The 15,618-nt window shown below is 45.0% G+C and carries 16 protein-coding genes; all 16 read left to right on the top strand.

Features of this window, described 5'->3' with window-relative positions; genetic code table 11:
* Positions 1–75: 75 nt before the first annotated feature.
* The 16 genes from flhA (at position 76) to tsf (ending at position 15,572) form a co-directional block, all read left to right on the top strand.
* The gene (flhA, locus tag KCTCHS21_RS18690; protein ID WP_130611707.1) at positions 76–2,109 is read left to right on the top strand and encodes a flagellar biosynthesis protein FlhA; all 2,034 of its coding nucleotides are present in this window, start codon (positions 76–78) and stop codon (positions 2,107–2,109) included.
* Entirely contained in the window at positions 2,106–3,530 is a 1,425-nt protein-coding gene (gene flhF / locus KCTCHS21_RS18685) for a flagellar biosynthesis GTPase FlhF (protein WP_130611704.1), read from the top strand. Before flhA ends, flhF begins: the two co-directional genes overlap by 4 nt.
* On the top strand, positions 3,523–4,386 hold the full coding sequence (locus KCTCHS21_RS18680; protein ID WP_130611701.1) for a MinD/ParA family protein: 864 nt from the start codon (positions 3,523–3,525) through the stop codon (positions 4,384–4,386). Before flhF ends, KCTCHS21_RS18680 begins: the two co-directional genes overlap by 8 nt.
* 73 nt (positions 4,387–4,459) lie before the next feature.
* Positions 4,460–5,917: a protein-glutamate methylesterase/protein-glutamine glutaminase gene (locus tag KCTCHS21_RS18675; RefSeq protein ID WP_130611698.1), complete on the top strand. Its 1,458-nt coding sequence runs from the start codon at positions 4,460–4,462 to the stop codon at positions 5,915–5,917.
* A gap of 42 nt (positions 5,918–5,959) precedes the next feature.
* A complete protein-coding gene (locus KCTCHS21_RS18670) occupies positions 5,960–8,038 on the top strand; it encodes a chemotaxis protein CheA (protein WP_130611695.1) in 2,079 nt (692 codons plus the stop codon).
* A 30-nt stretch (positions 8,039–8,068) separates the two neighbouring features.
* The gene (locus tag KCTCHS21_RS18665; RefSeq protein ID WP_130611691.1) at positions 8,069–8,530 is read left to right on the top strand and encodes a chemotaxis protein CheW; all 462 of its coding nucleotides are present in this window, start codon (positions 8,069–8,071) and stop codon (positions 8,528–8,530) included.
* A 4-nt stretch (positions 8,531–8,534) separates the two neighbouring features.
* A complete protein-coding gene (locus tag KCTCHS21_RS18660; RefSeq protein ID WP_130611688.1) occupies positions 8,535–9,152 on the top strand; it encodes a chemotaxis protein CheC in 618 nt (205 codons plus the stop codon).
* A complete protein-coding gene (locus KCTCHS21_RS18655; protein WP_130611685.1) occupies positions 9,152–9,646 on the top strand; it encodes a chemotaxis protein CheD in 495 nt (164 codons plus the stop codon). The genes KCTCHS21_RS18660 and KCTCHS21_RS18655 overlap by 1 nt, the downstream gene beginning before the upstream one ends.
* Position 9,647: 1 nt before the next feature.
* A complete protein-coding gene (locus KCTCHS21_RS18650) occupies positions 9,648–10,064 on the top strand; it encodes a hypothetical protein (protein ID WP_130611682.1) in 417 nt (138 codons plus the stop codon).
* A gap of 16 nt (positions 10,065–10,080) precedes the next feature.
* Positions 10,081–10,869 carry a FliA/WhiG family RNA polymerase sigma factor gene (locus KCTCHS21_RS18645; RefSeq protein WP_130611679.1) on the top strand — a complete coding sequence of 263 codons (789 nt, stop codon included), beginning with the start codon at positions 10,081–10,083 and terminating at the stop codon, positions 10,867–10,869.
* Positions 10,870–10,895: 26 nt separating this feature from the next.
* Positions 10,896–12,311, top strand: coding sequence for a flagellar assembly protein A (locus tag KCTCHS21_RS18640; protein ID WP_130611676.1), 1,416 nt, complete (start codon positions 10,896–10,898; stop codon positions 12,309–12,311).
* A gap of 52 nt (positions 12,312–12,363) precedes the next feature.
* Entirely contained in the window at positions 12,364–12,681 is a 318-nt protein-coding gene (locus KCTCHS21_RS18635; protein WP_130611673.1) for a hypothetical protein, read from the top strand.
* Positions 12,682–12,708: 27 nt separating this feature from the next.
* Positions 12,709–13,311, top strand: coding sequence for a hypothetical protein (locus KCTCHS21_RS18630; protein WP_130611670.1), 603 nt, complete (start codon positions 12,709–12,711; stop codon positions 13,309–13,311).
* Positions 13,304–13,870, top strand: coding sequence for a hypothetical protein (locus KCTCHS21_RS18625; RefSeq protein WP_130611667.1), 567 nt, complete (start codon positions 13,304–13,306; stop codon positions 13,868–13,870). The genes KCTCHS21_RS18630 and KCTCHS21_RS18625 overlap by 8 nt, the downstream gene beginning before the upstream one ends.
* Positions 13,871–14,077: 207 nt before the next feature.
* Positions 14,078–14,782: a 30S ribosomal protein S2 gene (gene rpsB / locus KCTCHS21_RS18620; RefSeq protein ID WP_130611664.1), complete on the top strand. Its 705-nt coding sequence runs from the start codon at positions 14,078–14,080 to the stop codon at positions 14,780–14,782.
* 139 nt (positions 14,783–14,921) lie between these two features.
* Positions 14,922–15,572 carry a translation elongation factor Ts gene (gene tsf, locus KCTCHS21_RS18615; RefSeq protein WP_130611661.1) on the top strand — a complete coding sequence of 217 codons (651 nt, stop codon included), beginning with the start codon at positions 14,922–14,924 and terminating at the stop codon, positions 15,570–15,572.
* The last annotated feature ends 46 nt before the right edge of the window (positions 15,573–15,618 follow it).

The raw sequence follows: 15,618 nt of genomic DNA, 5'->3' as shown, positions 1-15,618 counted from the left end.
TTAACAACGGTGGAGTGGCAATCCTTTTCTGTCGCATTCTGCAGCGTAAGAGGACGATTTGAGGGGGGGCGTATCATGAAAATTCGGGACTTAAGCATACTGATAGGCGTCATCGGCATTGTCCTGATGATGGTCGTTCCAATTCCCAAAGGACTTTTAGATGTTTTACTTATCCTAAACATTTCGATTGCGATCATGATTTTGCTCATCGCAATGAACACACAGGATGCGCTTCATTTTTCCATATTCCCTACGATCTTGTTGCTCACAACGATATTCAGACTCGCGCTTAACGTCTCCACGACACGCCTAGTACTTTCCAAAGCCGATGCCGGACATGTGGTAGAAACCTTTGGTAGGTTTGTGGCAGGGGGACAAATCGCTATAGGGTTCGTCGTATTCTTAATTCTCGTCGTCGTTCAGTTTATCGTTATTACTAAGGGCTCGGAGCGTGTTGCAGAGGTTGGCGCGCGGTTTACTCTCGATGCCATGCCCGGTAAGCAAATGAGTATTGATGCGGATCTTAACGCAGGCTTGATTAATGAGCATCAAGCAAGGGAACGCCGTGAGAAGATTGGTAAGGAAGCGGATTTCTACGGAGCTATGGATGGTGCGAGTAAGTTCGTTAAGGGGGATGCGATTGCATCTATCATTATCGTTCTTATCAACTTGATAGCAGGCTTCATTATCGGTATGGCTGTACATGGAATGGATGTTATGACTTCATTGGAAAAATACTCCATTCTTACTATTGGTGATGGACTCGTAAGCCAAATACCCGCACTACTAATAAGCACAGCAGCAGGTATTATTGTTACAAGAGCAGCATCCGAGGGGAACATGGCGGATGATCTAAGCAAGCAACTGCTACGTTATCCTAAATTGCTTTACATTGTCGCAGGAACAGTAGCGTTACTTGGACTTGCAACTCCAATTCCTATGATTAGTACAATTCCTTATGCTGCCATCCTTGCTATAGCCGGTTATCGACTTCAGAAAAATCTTAATAAGAAACAGCAAGAGGAAGAGTTGTTGGTTGAAGAGAAGCATATCGAGGAAGTACGCAGCCCCGAAAGTGTCATTAGCTTGTTGCAGGTTGATCCAATCGAGTTCGAATTTGGATACGGATTGATTCCTCTTGCAGATACTTCCCAGGGCGGGGATTTACTCGACAGAATTATTATGATTCGACGGCAATGTGCACTAGAAATGGGATTAATTGTCCCTGTTATCCGAATACGCGACAATATTCAACTAAAACCGAACGAATATGTCATAAAAATGAAAGGAAATACAGTAGCTCGTGGCGAATTATTGTTACATCACTATCTTGCCATGAGTCCTGGTTTCGATGATGACTCCGTTACGGGGATAGAGACGCAAGAGCCTGCATTCGGATTACCTGCATTATGGATAGATGAAGCAACGAAGGAAAGGGCAGAAATGGCCGGATATACGGTTGTTGATCCTCCTTCGGTAGTGGCAACTCATTTAACTGAGGTCATCAAGAAGTATGCTCATGAGCTTATTGGTCGCCAAGAGACTAAGGCATTGATCGAAAGCGTTAAAGAAACGTATCCTGCTCTGGTTGAAGAGCTTATCCCTTCTATTCTCTCTATCGGAGATGTTCAGAAGGTACTATCGAAATTGCTTAAAGAGAAAATATCGATTAGAGATTTAGTAACTATTTTTGAAACATTAGCTGATTACGGAAAGTTTACAAAAGATCCGGAAGTGCTAACCGAGTATGTTCGACAAAGCTTATCAAGGCAAATTACGCAGCAGTACGCTAATTCCTCTGAGCCTCTCAAGGTTATTACGGTTAGTCCGGCCATTGAGAAGAAGATTGCCGACGCAGTGCAGCAATCTGATCAAGGGAGCTATCTGGCGATGGACCCAGCTTCTTCCCAAGCGATCTACCAACGCTTGACGGAACAGGTTAATCGGTTGGTTCAGTCGGGGCAGCAGCCTATTATTCTAACTTCTCCGACGATTCGTATGTATCTGCGCCAATTACTAGAACGAAGCTTACAGGATATTCCGGTCATTTCTTATAGTGAGTTGGAGCCAAGCATTGAAGTGCAAAGTGTTGGGGTGGTGAGCGCATGAAGGTAAAACGTTATATTGTCGATGATTTGCCTGAAGCCGTTCAGATGATTCGAAGCGAGCTAGGTTCAGACGCTGTAATTCTAAATACGAAAGAAATCCGCATCGGCGGATTTCTTGGCATGTTCCGCAAGAAGCGTATGGAGGTCATTGCTGCAACGGATGAATCTGCTAAGAAGCCGCCAGCTCGCGTACCGCAGCCTGCGCGTCCTTTTGAAAGAAAGCTAGCTGCTCCACCAGTTGAAGAACCTTCCATTTCATTACCCTCTATGCCCTCTAATGCAGTTAGAGAAAGATATACTCAAGCTCCCTTTGCGGATAGCGGAAGAACAATGGCTGCACCCAAATCCGAACCTAAGCGAGTTACTGAACAGTTGACCTTCTCACAAATGGCTAGCTTCCAGTCTACTTTAGAGAAGGCAAATGCTGTGCATGAAAGTGAAGAGTTTCAAGACCGAAGCTCCGAGCAGCACATCGATACTCAAGCGGCGACACTCGCTGCTGCGGTACAACACTTAGATGCAAGAGAGAGCAGAAACGCCAAAGATGAAACCTCAGCCCTGATGCAGGAGCTTCGATCGATGAAAGACATGATGACTAAGATGTCGAAGCAGCAGGCTTTCCGAAGTATGCCAGAGGCCGTCATGAAGCTAAGTCGGCGAATAGCTGAGCAAGGAGTAGACCCTGCTTATGTTGAACAATTCGCTGAAGCTGTTAACAAGCAATTAGAGGAGAAGGGTGTGGCGGATTGGGATGCTGCCTACGAATGTGCACGCATTTTACTGCTCTCCTGGCTTGAAAATGCTAAAGGCTCTGGCATTGCCAATTCAACTAGAATTGTTCACTTCGTTGGTCCCACTGGAGTAGGGAAAACAACGACAATTGCTAAGCTGGCAGCTGAACAATCCTTTAGTCATCAGAGAAAAGTAGGCTTCATTACGGCAGATACCTATCGTATTGCGGCTGTAGATCAGCTCAGAACGTATGCAGATATTCTTAACGTTCCTCTAGAGGTTGTATTTTCTCCAAGTGAGCTAATGCGTGCTTACAAGAAGCTAAGTGATCTTGATCTTCTATTCATGGATACAGCAGGGCGAAACTATCGGAATGAGCTATTTGTCTCAGAAGTGAATAGCCTGCTGTCTCCGGGAGAGCAAACGGAAACGGTGCTCGTTCTAAGCATGACACATAAATATAACGACATGAAGCAGGTTGCTTCCCAATTTGCGAAATATGGAGTTAACCAGCTACTGCTGACCAAATTCGATGAAACGGATTCTTTCGGGGCTATTATAAACTTAGTGAAAGAGTTCGATTTCAGAATTTCCTATACAACGTGTGGTCAGGCAGTACCTGACGATATAAAGCCGTTTGATCCTGAGGATTTGGTAGGACGCATTCTGGGGGCACCGACTGATGAATGACCAAGCGCAGGCCCTAAGGCATTTGGTTCATTCCAAGGATACTCACACTGCTCGTTCTACTCGGGTTATTACGGTCACTAGTGGAAAGGGCGGTGTAGGTAAATCCAATTTCAGCCTCAATTTCGCTATGGCTTTGCAAAATCGGGGATACAGTGTACTTGTTTTCGATGCAGATATTAGCTTCGCGAATATCGATGTTTTATTGGGGACACCCGCCAAATACAATCTCATTCACTTGCTTAAAGGCGAGAAAAACATTTGGGAAATTATTCAAATCGGCCCAGGAGGCTTGCAATTTATAGCAGGTGGGTCAGGTTTTCAAGATTTGGTTCGATTAAGTGATCAAGAGCTAGAGTATTTCTCGACACAAATCGGTAAACTTCATGGTCATGTAGATTTTATTATTTTTGATACCGGTGCTGGCTTATCGAAGGAAACGGTACGATTCATAACGGCAGCGGAAGAAACGATTGTCGTAACGACGCCTGAGCCGACATCAATAACGGATGCGTATGCACTTATTAAGATGCTGAAGTCAATGGGACATCAAATCTCATTTAAGCTAGTCGTGAATCGGGTTACTAATGATCAAGAAGGTAAGCAGACAGCAGATAATATTCAACACGTAACAGACAAATATTTGGGGTTAGATATATCGGTCCTTGGCTTTATCCCAGATGATGCCAATGTGATGAAAGCAGTTAAGAAGCAAACACCGCTATCAATCGCTTTTCCCGATAGCTTAGCAACAAGAGGCATTGATCGAATTGCGTCACGTTTTCTTCTTGAAAGGGAATCCAATCCAGCCCGTGGATTATCAGGCTTCTTACAACGAATGAAGAGACTCTGGACCTAAGCTTATAGATGAGCATGATATGCAGCAACAAGGAAGCCACGACTACAACTAGATAAACGGGGAGGGTCGCCAAATGTCGGGATTTAAAGTGTTAATTGTAGATGATTCCCCATTTATGCGAAAGGTGTTCAGTGATGTTATTGATGCTGACGCTGCCTTCAAAGTTCTGGCAACTGCCGCTAATGGCCAGGAGGCTGTCGAACTAGCGCTAAAGCTCAAGCCTGATATTATAACAATGGACTTGGAAATGCCGCAGTTAAATGGAATTGAAGCTTTACAGAAAATTATGTCTTTGCAGCCAACTCCAGTTATTATGCTGTCTGCCGTTACAGATAATGGGACTAGGGATACGATCAAAGCTCTGCAATACGGGGCTATCGACTTTATCCGCAAACCTGACGGCGCAGTTAAGCTGGATATCCATCAGGTAGGCGGTCAATTGCTGGAGAAATTACATATCGCAAGAGAATCAATGAGTAAGGGAGCATTCCGAATGCTTCCGGCTGTCGAGGAAAAGGTAGAAATACCACCTCAGACAGCACCACCACTTACTAAAGCTGACTTAACTGTTGCTGAAGAGGCTAAGCTAGCGGAGCGTCCTCCTGATAACAAGCCACCTAAGATCAGCGTGGAAGCTAGGAAACCTTTGACAGAGTCGCGAATACCTAAGGCTCCGGTAATCCGTCCTGAGCTGAAGAGTATGACTCAGAAAAAAATTCCACTAGATGAGGTTCCTTCGATTAACGCAGATAAAGCTTCGAACGCTAAGCCAGCTGATCCTTTAGCACCAGTGCGAAGCAAACAGCGGCAGGAGCTAAAGCCATCCGCGGTAACTGAGATAAGGGAAGTAGTCGCTAAGCGGCAATCTAAAGCAACTGCAAGCACCAGCAAGTTGGTCCAAGCAAAGCCAATTGAATCTTTACCTAGTAAGACATCGACCACATTTACAAACATTGTAGCTATTGGAACGTCAACGGGAGGCCCTAGGGCTTTGCATGAAGTACTGACTGGAATTCCTGCAGATTTCCCTGCACCTATTCTTATCGTTCAGCACATGCCTCCTAAGTTTACGCACTCACTGGCACAACGATTGGATAACTTTTGTAACATCCATGTTCGGGAGGCTGTTGACGGCGAGCCTGTTGAAACCGCTACAGCATACATTGCTCCTGGTGGAAAACATATGTCATTGGCCAAAGATGCAGCTAACAAATACCGCATTAGATTGTCGGAAGAAGGCCCTAGAAGCGGGCATATGCCATCTGTAGATGTGTTGTTCGAGTCATTGATCGGGCATCAGCAATTAAAACGGCATGTCGTCATTATGACCGGAATGGGAAGCGATGGGGCTAAAGGCATGAAGGCACTGCAGCAGGATGGTGCCGTAACTACGATTGCGGAAGCCGAGCAAACCTGTGTCGTCTATGGAATGCCACGTTCCGCTGTAGAGCTAGGTGCTGTATCGCATTTACTTCCGCTCCAAAGTATTGCTTCTGCTATTGTTCAAGAAGTGAAAGCGCGTAAAAGCTAAGATTGTCATTGAAAGCTCAGCCAACAAGGAGGTGTCCGGCCTGTGGAAATGAATCAATACATGTCTATGTTCATTGATGAGTCAAATGATCACTTGCAATCACTTAACGAAAATATGCTTCGGCTGGAGCAGCAACCGGAGGATATTAGCATCGTTCAGATTATTTTCCGTTCCGCGCATACGCTGAAGGGAATGTCCGCGACGATGGGGTTTGAGGATCTCGCAGCGCTGACCCATGAGATGGAAAATGTACTGGACCTCGTGCGTAATAGCAAGCTCAGCATGAATGGTAATATTTTCGACACTCTATTCAAATGCTTAGATGCTCTAGAGGCTATGGTTCAGGATATTATTAACGGCGGTGCGGGTAAAGGTGATGTCGTCGATCTAGTAGAGCGCTTAAAGGCAATTGTCAAAGGCGACGTAGAGGGTAAAGGTGCTACCAAAGGAGCGAAAGCTCCACAAGCTATCTCGGCATCTCTCGTACTGGATCAGTATCAGCTCTCGATTCTGGATCAGTCGTTGGATAGTGGACATAAGGCTTATTATATTGAAGTAAAGGTAAGAGAAGATTGCTTGCTTAAAGCAGCACGAGCATACATGGTTTTCGATGTGTTAGAGCGAAACGGAGAAGTAATCAAATCATTCCCATCCGTGCAAGAGATTGAGCAGGAGCAGTTCGATCGTGGCTTCTCGGTTTACTATATTTCTCAGGCAGAAGAAAGCTTGCTACGCGATCAAATTTCAAGAGTTTCTGAGATTGAATCCGTTGTGTTGACTTTAGTTGACAGGGATTCTCTTGCTGAATTGGGTCATTCACAAGACAGCTCTACACCATCAGAAGAGGCAGCTAGTGAAGTTGCAGCAGCGGCAGAGCCTGCTGTTGCTATTTCGCCTACAGCGCCAAGCGCTGCTACAAGTGCGGCTCCTCGGACCCCAGCAGCAGCAGCTTCCTCAGGCAATGCGGCACCACGAACCATTCGAGTAGATATCGAACGACTGGATTCGCTTATGAATTTGTTTAGTGAGCTGCTCATAGATCGCGTTCGCCTTGAACAGCTTGCTTCAGAGGTTCGCCGCAATGATTTGACGGAGACGGTAGAGCATATGGCACGAGTTAGCGCGGATTTGCAGAATATCGTTCTGAAGCTGCGCATGGTACCCGTAGAGAGTGTCTTTAACCGTTTCCCTCGGATGGTTCGCGATTTGGCCAAATCACTAGATAAGAAGGTTGATCTGGTTATTGTCGGAGCAGAGACAGAATTAGATCGTACAGTTATTGACGAGATTGGGGATCCACTCGTTCACCTCATCCGTAATGCTGTCGATCATGGTATAGAGTCAATTGCCGATCGGGTCAAAGCAGGGAAGTCAGAAGTCGGTACAGTTCATCTGCGAGCTTACCATAGCGGAAATCACGTTTTCATTGAAATCGAAGAGGATGGCAAAGGTATTAACCGTCCTAAGGTGTTGGAAACTGCGATTAAGCGCGGTGTCTTGTCAGCAGAAGAAGCTAAAAATCTAACCGATGAAGAAACAAACATGCTTATATTCGCAGCTGGCTTTAGTACAGCAGATAAAGTATCGGATGTGTCAGGCAGGGGCGTTGGGCTTGACGTAGTTAAATCCAAAATTTCTTCACTGGGCGGTCATGTTACCGTGCACTCGAATTGGGGTACCGGTACAAGATTTTCTATTCAACTCCCGCTTACCTTATCCATTATTGCAGCAATGCTCATCAAGCTAGGCTCAGAGAAATATGCTTTCCCGCTTTCCTCTATCGTAGAAACAGGATCTGTTAAGAGATCAGATATTCGAACGTTACATGGAAACCGAATGATTGATTATCGCAACTCTATCATTCCAGTTGTATCATTGGCTGTTCTGGTAGATTCTCCTGATTATAGCGACGAGGAAGAGAACGAGACGGAAATGCTAGTCATCCGCAAAGGGGACAAGCTCGCTGCTATTCTAGTAGATGAGTTCATAGGGCAAAGTGAAATCGTCTTGAAGCCGCTTGGAAAGTATATGGCAGGCACCGTAAGCGTCGTCTCAGGAGCGACTATTCTCGGAGATGGTCAGGTTGCTTTGATTGTAGATCCTAATGCACTAATTAAATAAAAATACCGGATTGTAAGGGAGGATTTATCCATGGCAGAGGAAATAAAGGTCATCGTATTTACGCTAGCGCAAGAGGAGTACGGTATCGAGGTGGATAAGGTTCGCACGATAGAGCGGATGGTTCCCATTACACGAGTGCCGAAAACGCCTGTATTCGTTAAGGGAGTTATTAACCTACGCGGTATTGTTATTCCAGTTATAGACTTACGTGGACGTTTTGGACTTGTAGAAGCTGAGCAAACCGAAAACTCACGTATTATTATTGTCGCTGCTAATGATCTAGAGGTTGGCTTTATCGTTGATTCTGCCAATGATGTTATGGATGTGATGAGCGACGCCATTGAGAATCCACCGGAGGTGTTAGGTGGAATCAAGGCGAAGTACATTAGCGGAGTTGCCAAAATTGGTGAAAGCCGCTTACTCATTTTGTTGAACCTGGTAGAGGTTCTAAGCCGTAGTGAAATCATCCAATTAGAACAGTTCGGAGAATAAGCCAGTGAGCCTTTTTAAGAATAACGCGGATTTCAAGATGGATGTGCTTAGGGAAGTCGGAAATATCGGAGCAGGCAATGCCGCAACTGCATTGTCGACTTTACTTAACAAGCCGGTAGATATGGCCGTACCAACGGTCAACTTTATTCCATTTGAAGAGATTGCAGATCGTGTTGGAGGCTCAGAAGCTGTAGTTATCGCCATTTTCCTAAGGGTAGATGGCGACGCTCCTGGGAATATGTTCTTTATTATCAATCGTGAGCCTGCTCGACGCATTCTACAAGGCTTACTTGGCTTTAATGCAGCGGAGAACGATCAATACAGCGAGCTAGAATTATCGGCACTTAGTGAAATTGGGAATATTCTGGCAGGCTCCTACTTGTCCTCCCTTGCCGATTTCACTGGTCTACATATGTCGCCAACGGTTCCATCACTAGCAGTCGATATGGCAGGCGCGATTTTGAGTTTTGGCTTACTTCAGTTCGGCACGATGGGCGAAGATGCCCTTCTCATCGATACGACATTTTTGGAAGGACATCAAGAAGCGGAAGGTCATTTCTTCCTCATTCCTGATCCTGAGTCGTTCGATAAGCTATTCCGTGCGTTGGGAGTGCCAATCTAATGATGGAAGGCACCCTTGTAAAAGTAGGGATGGCTGATTTAAACATTGCACATGATGGCTCGGTGCTAAAGACTACTGGCTTGGGCTCATGTGTTGGCTTAGCTCTATATGACCCTCAGCTGCGGATTGGTGGGATGGCCCATATTATGCTGCCCTCATCAGATATTGCCCGCGAAGGACAGCTGAATCTTGCCAAATATGCAGATACGGCTGTGCCTGAGCTACTGCAGCGGATGAAAAGCAAAGGAGCGATCACGGCGCGTTTAATTGCGAAAATGGCTGGTGGAGCGCAGATGTTTGCTTTCATGGGTGGCTCCGATACGATGCGTATTGGTCCACGCAATGTAGAAGCTACGAAGCTGGCGTTGGCGCATTACTCGATTCCTCTTGTTTCAGAAGATACTGGAGGAAGCTATGGTCGCACGGTTGAACTGAGCATTCAGACTGGTATATTCAGCATTCGAAGCGTTCAGTTCGGAGTAAAGGAGATTTAATATGGTAGGTTCCTGGCGCTTAAATATCGGATTTGGTGTATTCGGTGCGATATTGACCTTTTTGTTTTCCCTATCGAACAATCCTATAGGTACGACTTGTATTCGTAGCTTTTATGCGTTTCTAGTATTTGCAGCGATAGCATTCGTTGTGCGACTTGTATTTGGGCAACTGATGAATCCGGTGAAAAAAATGGAAGCAATAGATGCTCCCGAAGAAGATCGTGGAACAGTACTTGATATCTCAACCCCCGATGATGGTGATTCATTATCAGAAATGATGAAGGAACAATGGGCAGAAGGCAAGGGCGAAACAGCAGCTAGTGGTTTCGAGCCCTTGCAGCCCACGCGATTGGTCTCTCTTGACAACCCCAATCCACAGGAAGTGGTTCAGGCGATTCGTCGTCTGACGGACGAATAAGGATGGTGAAGCTAGTATGGTCGATCAAACACGCTCACGGTTATCCCATCAAGATTTATGGCAGCGTTGCAAAGAAGACGATGATCCGGATGCGAGAAAACTTCTGATCGAGCACTATTTGCCACTCGTGGATTATGTATCCAGTCGAATGGCTGTTGGCTTGCCCAAAAATGTAACAAAGGATGACCTGGCGAGTAATGGCGCCATGGGCTTAATCGATGCGATTGCGAAGTTTGATCATCGTCGAGGGCTTCAATTCGAAACTTATGCCTCGTGGAGAATCCGTGGTTCTATTATAGATGGCCTTCGCCAAGGTGATTGGGTTCCTCGTTCTGTACGTGATAAAGCGAAAAAAATGGAGGACGCTTATGCAGTGCTGGAGCAGATGAATTTACGATCGGCTTCGGATGACGAAATATGCGCCTATTTGAATATTAGCGACAAAGAGTTTCAACAAATGCTGCAAGAGGTTGCAGTTGCTGCGGTTTTTTCTCTTGAGGATCCCATTCGTGAGGAAGAGTCGGAAACGAGACTATCTCTTCTTATAGATGAAAAGGCTGTAAATCCCGAGTCAAAGGTCCATGAGACTTATCTGAAGGACTCCTTGTTATATGGCATTCAGAAATTGACTGAGAAGGAACGCACGGTAGTTTCTTTGTTCTATTATGAAGATCTCTCCTTAAGTGAAATAGCCGAAGTTATGTGCTTATCACCTTCACGCATATCACAGCTTCACTCTAAAGCTATTCTTAGGCTCAGAGGAGCGCTTGCCAAGCAGAAGGAGCAACTGCTTCATAACGGATAAACGGACACAATAAGGGGGCGCAATTCATGTCTAGCAATGAAAGCTTTCCATTGGCGGAATGTCTCCAGATCACTATTTCTGAAGATAGAATGCAAGCTTATTTAACTTTTAAGCGAGTGGAAGGTGACTTAAAGCTAACCTCTCGGCAATTGGAGCAACACCTATTGTCACAAGGGGTTAAATTTGGGATTCAGACGGATACTCTTTATTTAATTTCTCAAAAGCCTCAGGATTACTACTTTTCACAAAATATCGTTGCTATCGGAGTCCCGCCACAGCCAGGTAAGGATGGCTACGTTAATGTTCTTTTCGGGGAATCCAAAGGTGAAGGGCACCGTCCAACGGAGAGAGAGGATGGCAGCGTAGACTATAAAGAAGTTACGCAGCTGGCTAACGTAAGAGCAGGACAATTAATAGCTGAGAGAGTCGAAGCCATTCATGGTATTCCAGGTAAGGCTGTCACAGGTGATGATATTCCGCCTAAGGAGGGCCGCGACGCCCAATTTAAGATCGGGAAAAACGTTGTCGTTAATGCTGAAAAAATAGCGATGTATTCCGCCATTGACGGACTTGTGACCAAGACCGACAAAGATAAGCTGAATGTATTTCCGGTGTTCGAGGTAAACGGAGATGTCGACTACAGTGTTGGTAATATTGATTTTGTAGGAACCGTTGTTATTAGAGGTAATATTCTAACCGGATTTAGAGTTAAAGCTTCAGGAGATATTCGGGTAACCGGGGGTATCGAAGGGGCGGAGGTAGAGTCTGAAGGATCTATCGAAATTTCAGGCGGTATCATTGGCAGTAATAAAGGGCATGTCAAGGCTGGACGTAACATCCGCTGTTCCTTTATTCAGGAAGGGAATGCAATAGCGGGCGAGGATATTCTTGTCTCGCAAAGTATTATGCATTCCAATGTTCGTGCGGGAAAATCGGTTAAATGTGTTGGATCTAAGGGTCTTATTGTTGGAGGAAACATTCAAGCTGGAGATCGTGTTACCGCTAGAATGATTGGCAACTCAATGTCTACGGCAACGGTGATTGAGGTCGGCGTGCGTCCGGAGATGCGTCAGGAATTAAACGAGCTGAAAGTAACTATGAGGCAGTTAACGGATAATGTGGATAAATCTGAGAAAGCGCTCACTATGCTAGATCACATGGCATCTCTGGGGCAGCTGCCCCCAGATAAGCTTGCTTTGAGAGTGAAGCTATCAGCAACAAAGCGTCAGACTCTTGAAGAGCTTGTCATAGCGAAGGAACGTGTGCTAGAGATTGAGAAGACGCTAGAAGATGCCACGACAGCAAGAGTGGATGCTGTTCATACCCTTTGGGGAGGCACTAAAATTGTTATAGGGAGATATACCCGTTTTGTTAAGGATGCTTGTCAAAGAGTTTCCTTTCGGTTTTCGGATGGAGATATTGTGATGGTCCCCTATTATTAAACGTTAAAAGGATCAAGATCTTCCTATTAAATATGTGCGAGGTGAACTTGCGATGAGCTATAGGCCGATCGATTTACAGGTTTCTATGCCCCGCTCTATGGAAATGACGCCACTTCAACACCAACAGCAGCAGCGTTCAGCGACTGAGCAAACTTTGTTAGGCCAGCAAGCGGTAAAAACGGCAGAGGAGCAGGCCAAACGAAGCGCGAAGACGGAATCGACGTCGAATGGAACAATTTCTGAGCGGCAGCCTCGTAATCGCAATAAACATTCCTCATCAAAGAAGCAAGAAGGGGATGAAGAATCCTCTGAGGAAAGTAAAGGGACTGACCACCCTTATAAAGGAAAGCATATCGACTTCATGGGCTGATTTTTCTGGTTAGAAAGGGGTGTCAAAGTGAATTCTCCGTGGATTACCATTGTGCTGATAGGCATAGCCATTACAGGTTATGCATTTTTGATGCCCAAGACAAGCAATAAAGAGAAAGAGCAACAATCAGATTTCTCAAGCGAAGCAGCCTACAATCAATTGCTTGAAGATCTTGAGGATGAGAATCGAGAGCTGCTTGATGCGGTTGCTAAGTTCAAGAAGGAACAAGATGATACTGTAGAAAAGCTAGGGCGACGTATCATCGATATGGAGCAGCAAATGAAAAATTGGTCGGGGCCTTCAAACCCAGCTATAGTACCCGATTCAAATCCTTCTACTACGGAAAAACACTCGACGTCTCCCTTTAATGAGTTATTCGTGGCACCAAATGATATAGAACATAAGATGAGTAACTCTGATGCTTATCCTTCCGCTACAGCTGAGGAAATGACCGCTACTGAGGAAATCATGTCCCCGCCTACTACAATTCGCGGTAGGTATAGGGAATTACTTGAAATGCACGATAAAGGTAGTTCAATCGATAAAATAGCTAAAGCAATGGGCATGAACAAAGGAGAGGTGCAACTAATCGTGCAGCTTGTTCGTCGGGAGGAACAGCAGCATGCGTAAATATCGGAGCTTATTGATGGGACTAGGAATGGGATTGGTTTTGGGAGCATCGATGCTACAATTCATCTTATTCGCCCAAGAGCAATCGGGAAAGCTAACTGATGAAACCTTAACTCAGGAGCAATTGAGTAAAGAAGCACAAAAATCAGGCTATGTTATTGTGCCAGCTAATGAGGTTACTTACACACAGAAGCAGCTGGAAACGAAAATTGACGAAGCAGTTGCCACCGCTCTTGCAAATCAGAGTACTATAAAAGATGAAGCTGTGAAGGAAGAGTCGAAGCCTGCTGAGCAGAATAAGGAAGGCAGCGAATTGCCAGCTGCGAATACTTCGGACCTAGAAGCCTCTGAAGCTGTGACCTTATATGTTCGTCATATGATGACGTTAACAGAAGTTGCGAAAGAGCTAGTGAAGCTTGGTGTTATTGACGATACTGACGGTTTTATTAATAAAGCAAGGCCAATATCGAAAAAAATGAATATTGGCACAGCGGTATTTACCGGAAAACCGACATATGAGCAGATTATGACCGAGCTTACACGCAAAAAAGAGTACTAAACTTACGTTTTTTCAAGGAAAAAACGTCTTTATTGCTCTTCAGCCATTGCGCAAGACTACTCGATGTGGTATATTATTTTTCGGTGTAAAAAACACACGCATTTCAATTTCGTTAATGGTGCTCATCTTGTGAGAAACGAGAGAGTTTTGACGAAAGAAGCGAATTGCGGCGGAGATTCACCAAAAACCATTAGGAGGTGCAGGAAGATGGCAGTAATTTCCATGAAACAACTGCTCGAAGCAGGGGTACATTTCGGTCACCAAACACGTCGTTGGAACCCGAAAATGGATAAATACATCTTTACTGAACGTAACGGAATTTACATTATCGATTTGCAAAAAACAGTTAAAAAAGTAGACGAGGCTTATAACTTCGTGCGTCAGCTTGGAGAGAACGGCGGTACTATGCTGTTCGTAGGTACGAAAAAGCAAGCTCAAGATTCCGTTAAGGAAGAAGCTGAGCGCTCCGGTCAATACTACATCAACCAACGTTGGTTGGGTGGTACATTGACTAACTTCTCCACAATCCAAAAACGTACAGATCGTTTGCACCAATTGGACAAATGGGAACAAGACGGTACATTCGAAGTACTGCCTAAGAAAGAGGTTATCATTCTCCGTAAAGAGAAAGAGCGCCTTGAAAAATTCCTCGGCGGTATTAAAAATATGCGTAGACTGCCTGATGCTTTGTTCATCATCGATCCTCGTAAAGAGCGTATCGCTGTTGCTGAAGCACGCAAGCTTGGTATTCCAATCGTTGGAATCGTGGATACAAACTGTGATCCAGATGAAATCGATTATGTTATCCCGGGTAACGATGATGCAATCCGTGCTGTTAAGCTTTTGACAGCTAAGATGGCTGATGCAATCGTTGAAACGCGTCAAGGCGAAGACAACACAACAACGGCTTAATAGCCACTAACATCTATAAAAAAAACTAGCAAAGGGTGGTCAGAAGAGAACCTTCTCACCGCCCTTTTTCTCAAAAAATATCGAGTTGCTTGTCGCAATGGCATGAGCCAGCGAGAGCAGCCGTACAGGAGGAATTCACGTGGCAGTTAATGCAGCAGATGTTAAATCACTCCGCGAGAGAACCGGAGCAGGCATGTTGGATTGTAAGAAAGCGCTGGAAGAAGCTAACGGCGATTTGACCAAAGCAGCTGAGCTTCTTCGTGAGAAGGGTCTTGCAGCAGCAGCTAAGAAGGGCGATCGTATCGCAACTGAAGGCATTGTTGAATCCTATATTCACGCTGGCGGTCGTATCGGAGTTCTTGTAGAAGTTAACTGCGAAACGGACTTCGTTGGTAAAACAGAACAGTTCCGTTCTTTCGTTAAGGATATTGCGATGCAAATTGCTGCAGCTAATCCTAAATTCTTATCTCGTGAAGAGGTTTCCCAAGCCGAGCTAGACAAGGAAAAAGAAATTCTTCGCAACCAAGCGCTTAACGAAGGCAAGCCAGAGAAAATTGTTGACAAAATGGTTGAAGGCCGTATGAACAAATACTACGAAGAAAATTGTCTTATGGAGCAAGTGTTCGTTAAAGATCAAGACAAAACGATCACAACTTTGCTCAATGAGAAAATTAGCGCTATTGGAGAGAAAATCTCCATTCGTAGATTTGCTCGTTATGAGCTTGGCGAAGGCTTAGAGAAAAAAGTCGATAACTTTGTAGAAGAAGTTATGGCTCAAGTTAAACACTAATACAGCTAATCTAGGGGGCACAGTGTGTTCCCTATTTTTTAAACTT

The organism is Cohnella abietis (genome assembly GCF_004295585.1).
Taxonomy (GTDB): Bacteria; Bacillota; Bacilli; order Paenibacillales; family Paenibacillaceae; genus Cohnella; species Cohnella abietis.
This window is presented reverse-complemented; position numbering and strand designations above follow the sequence as displayed.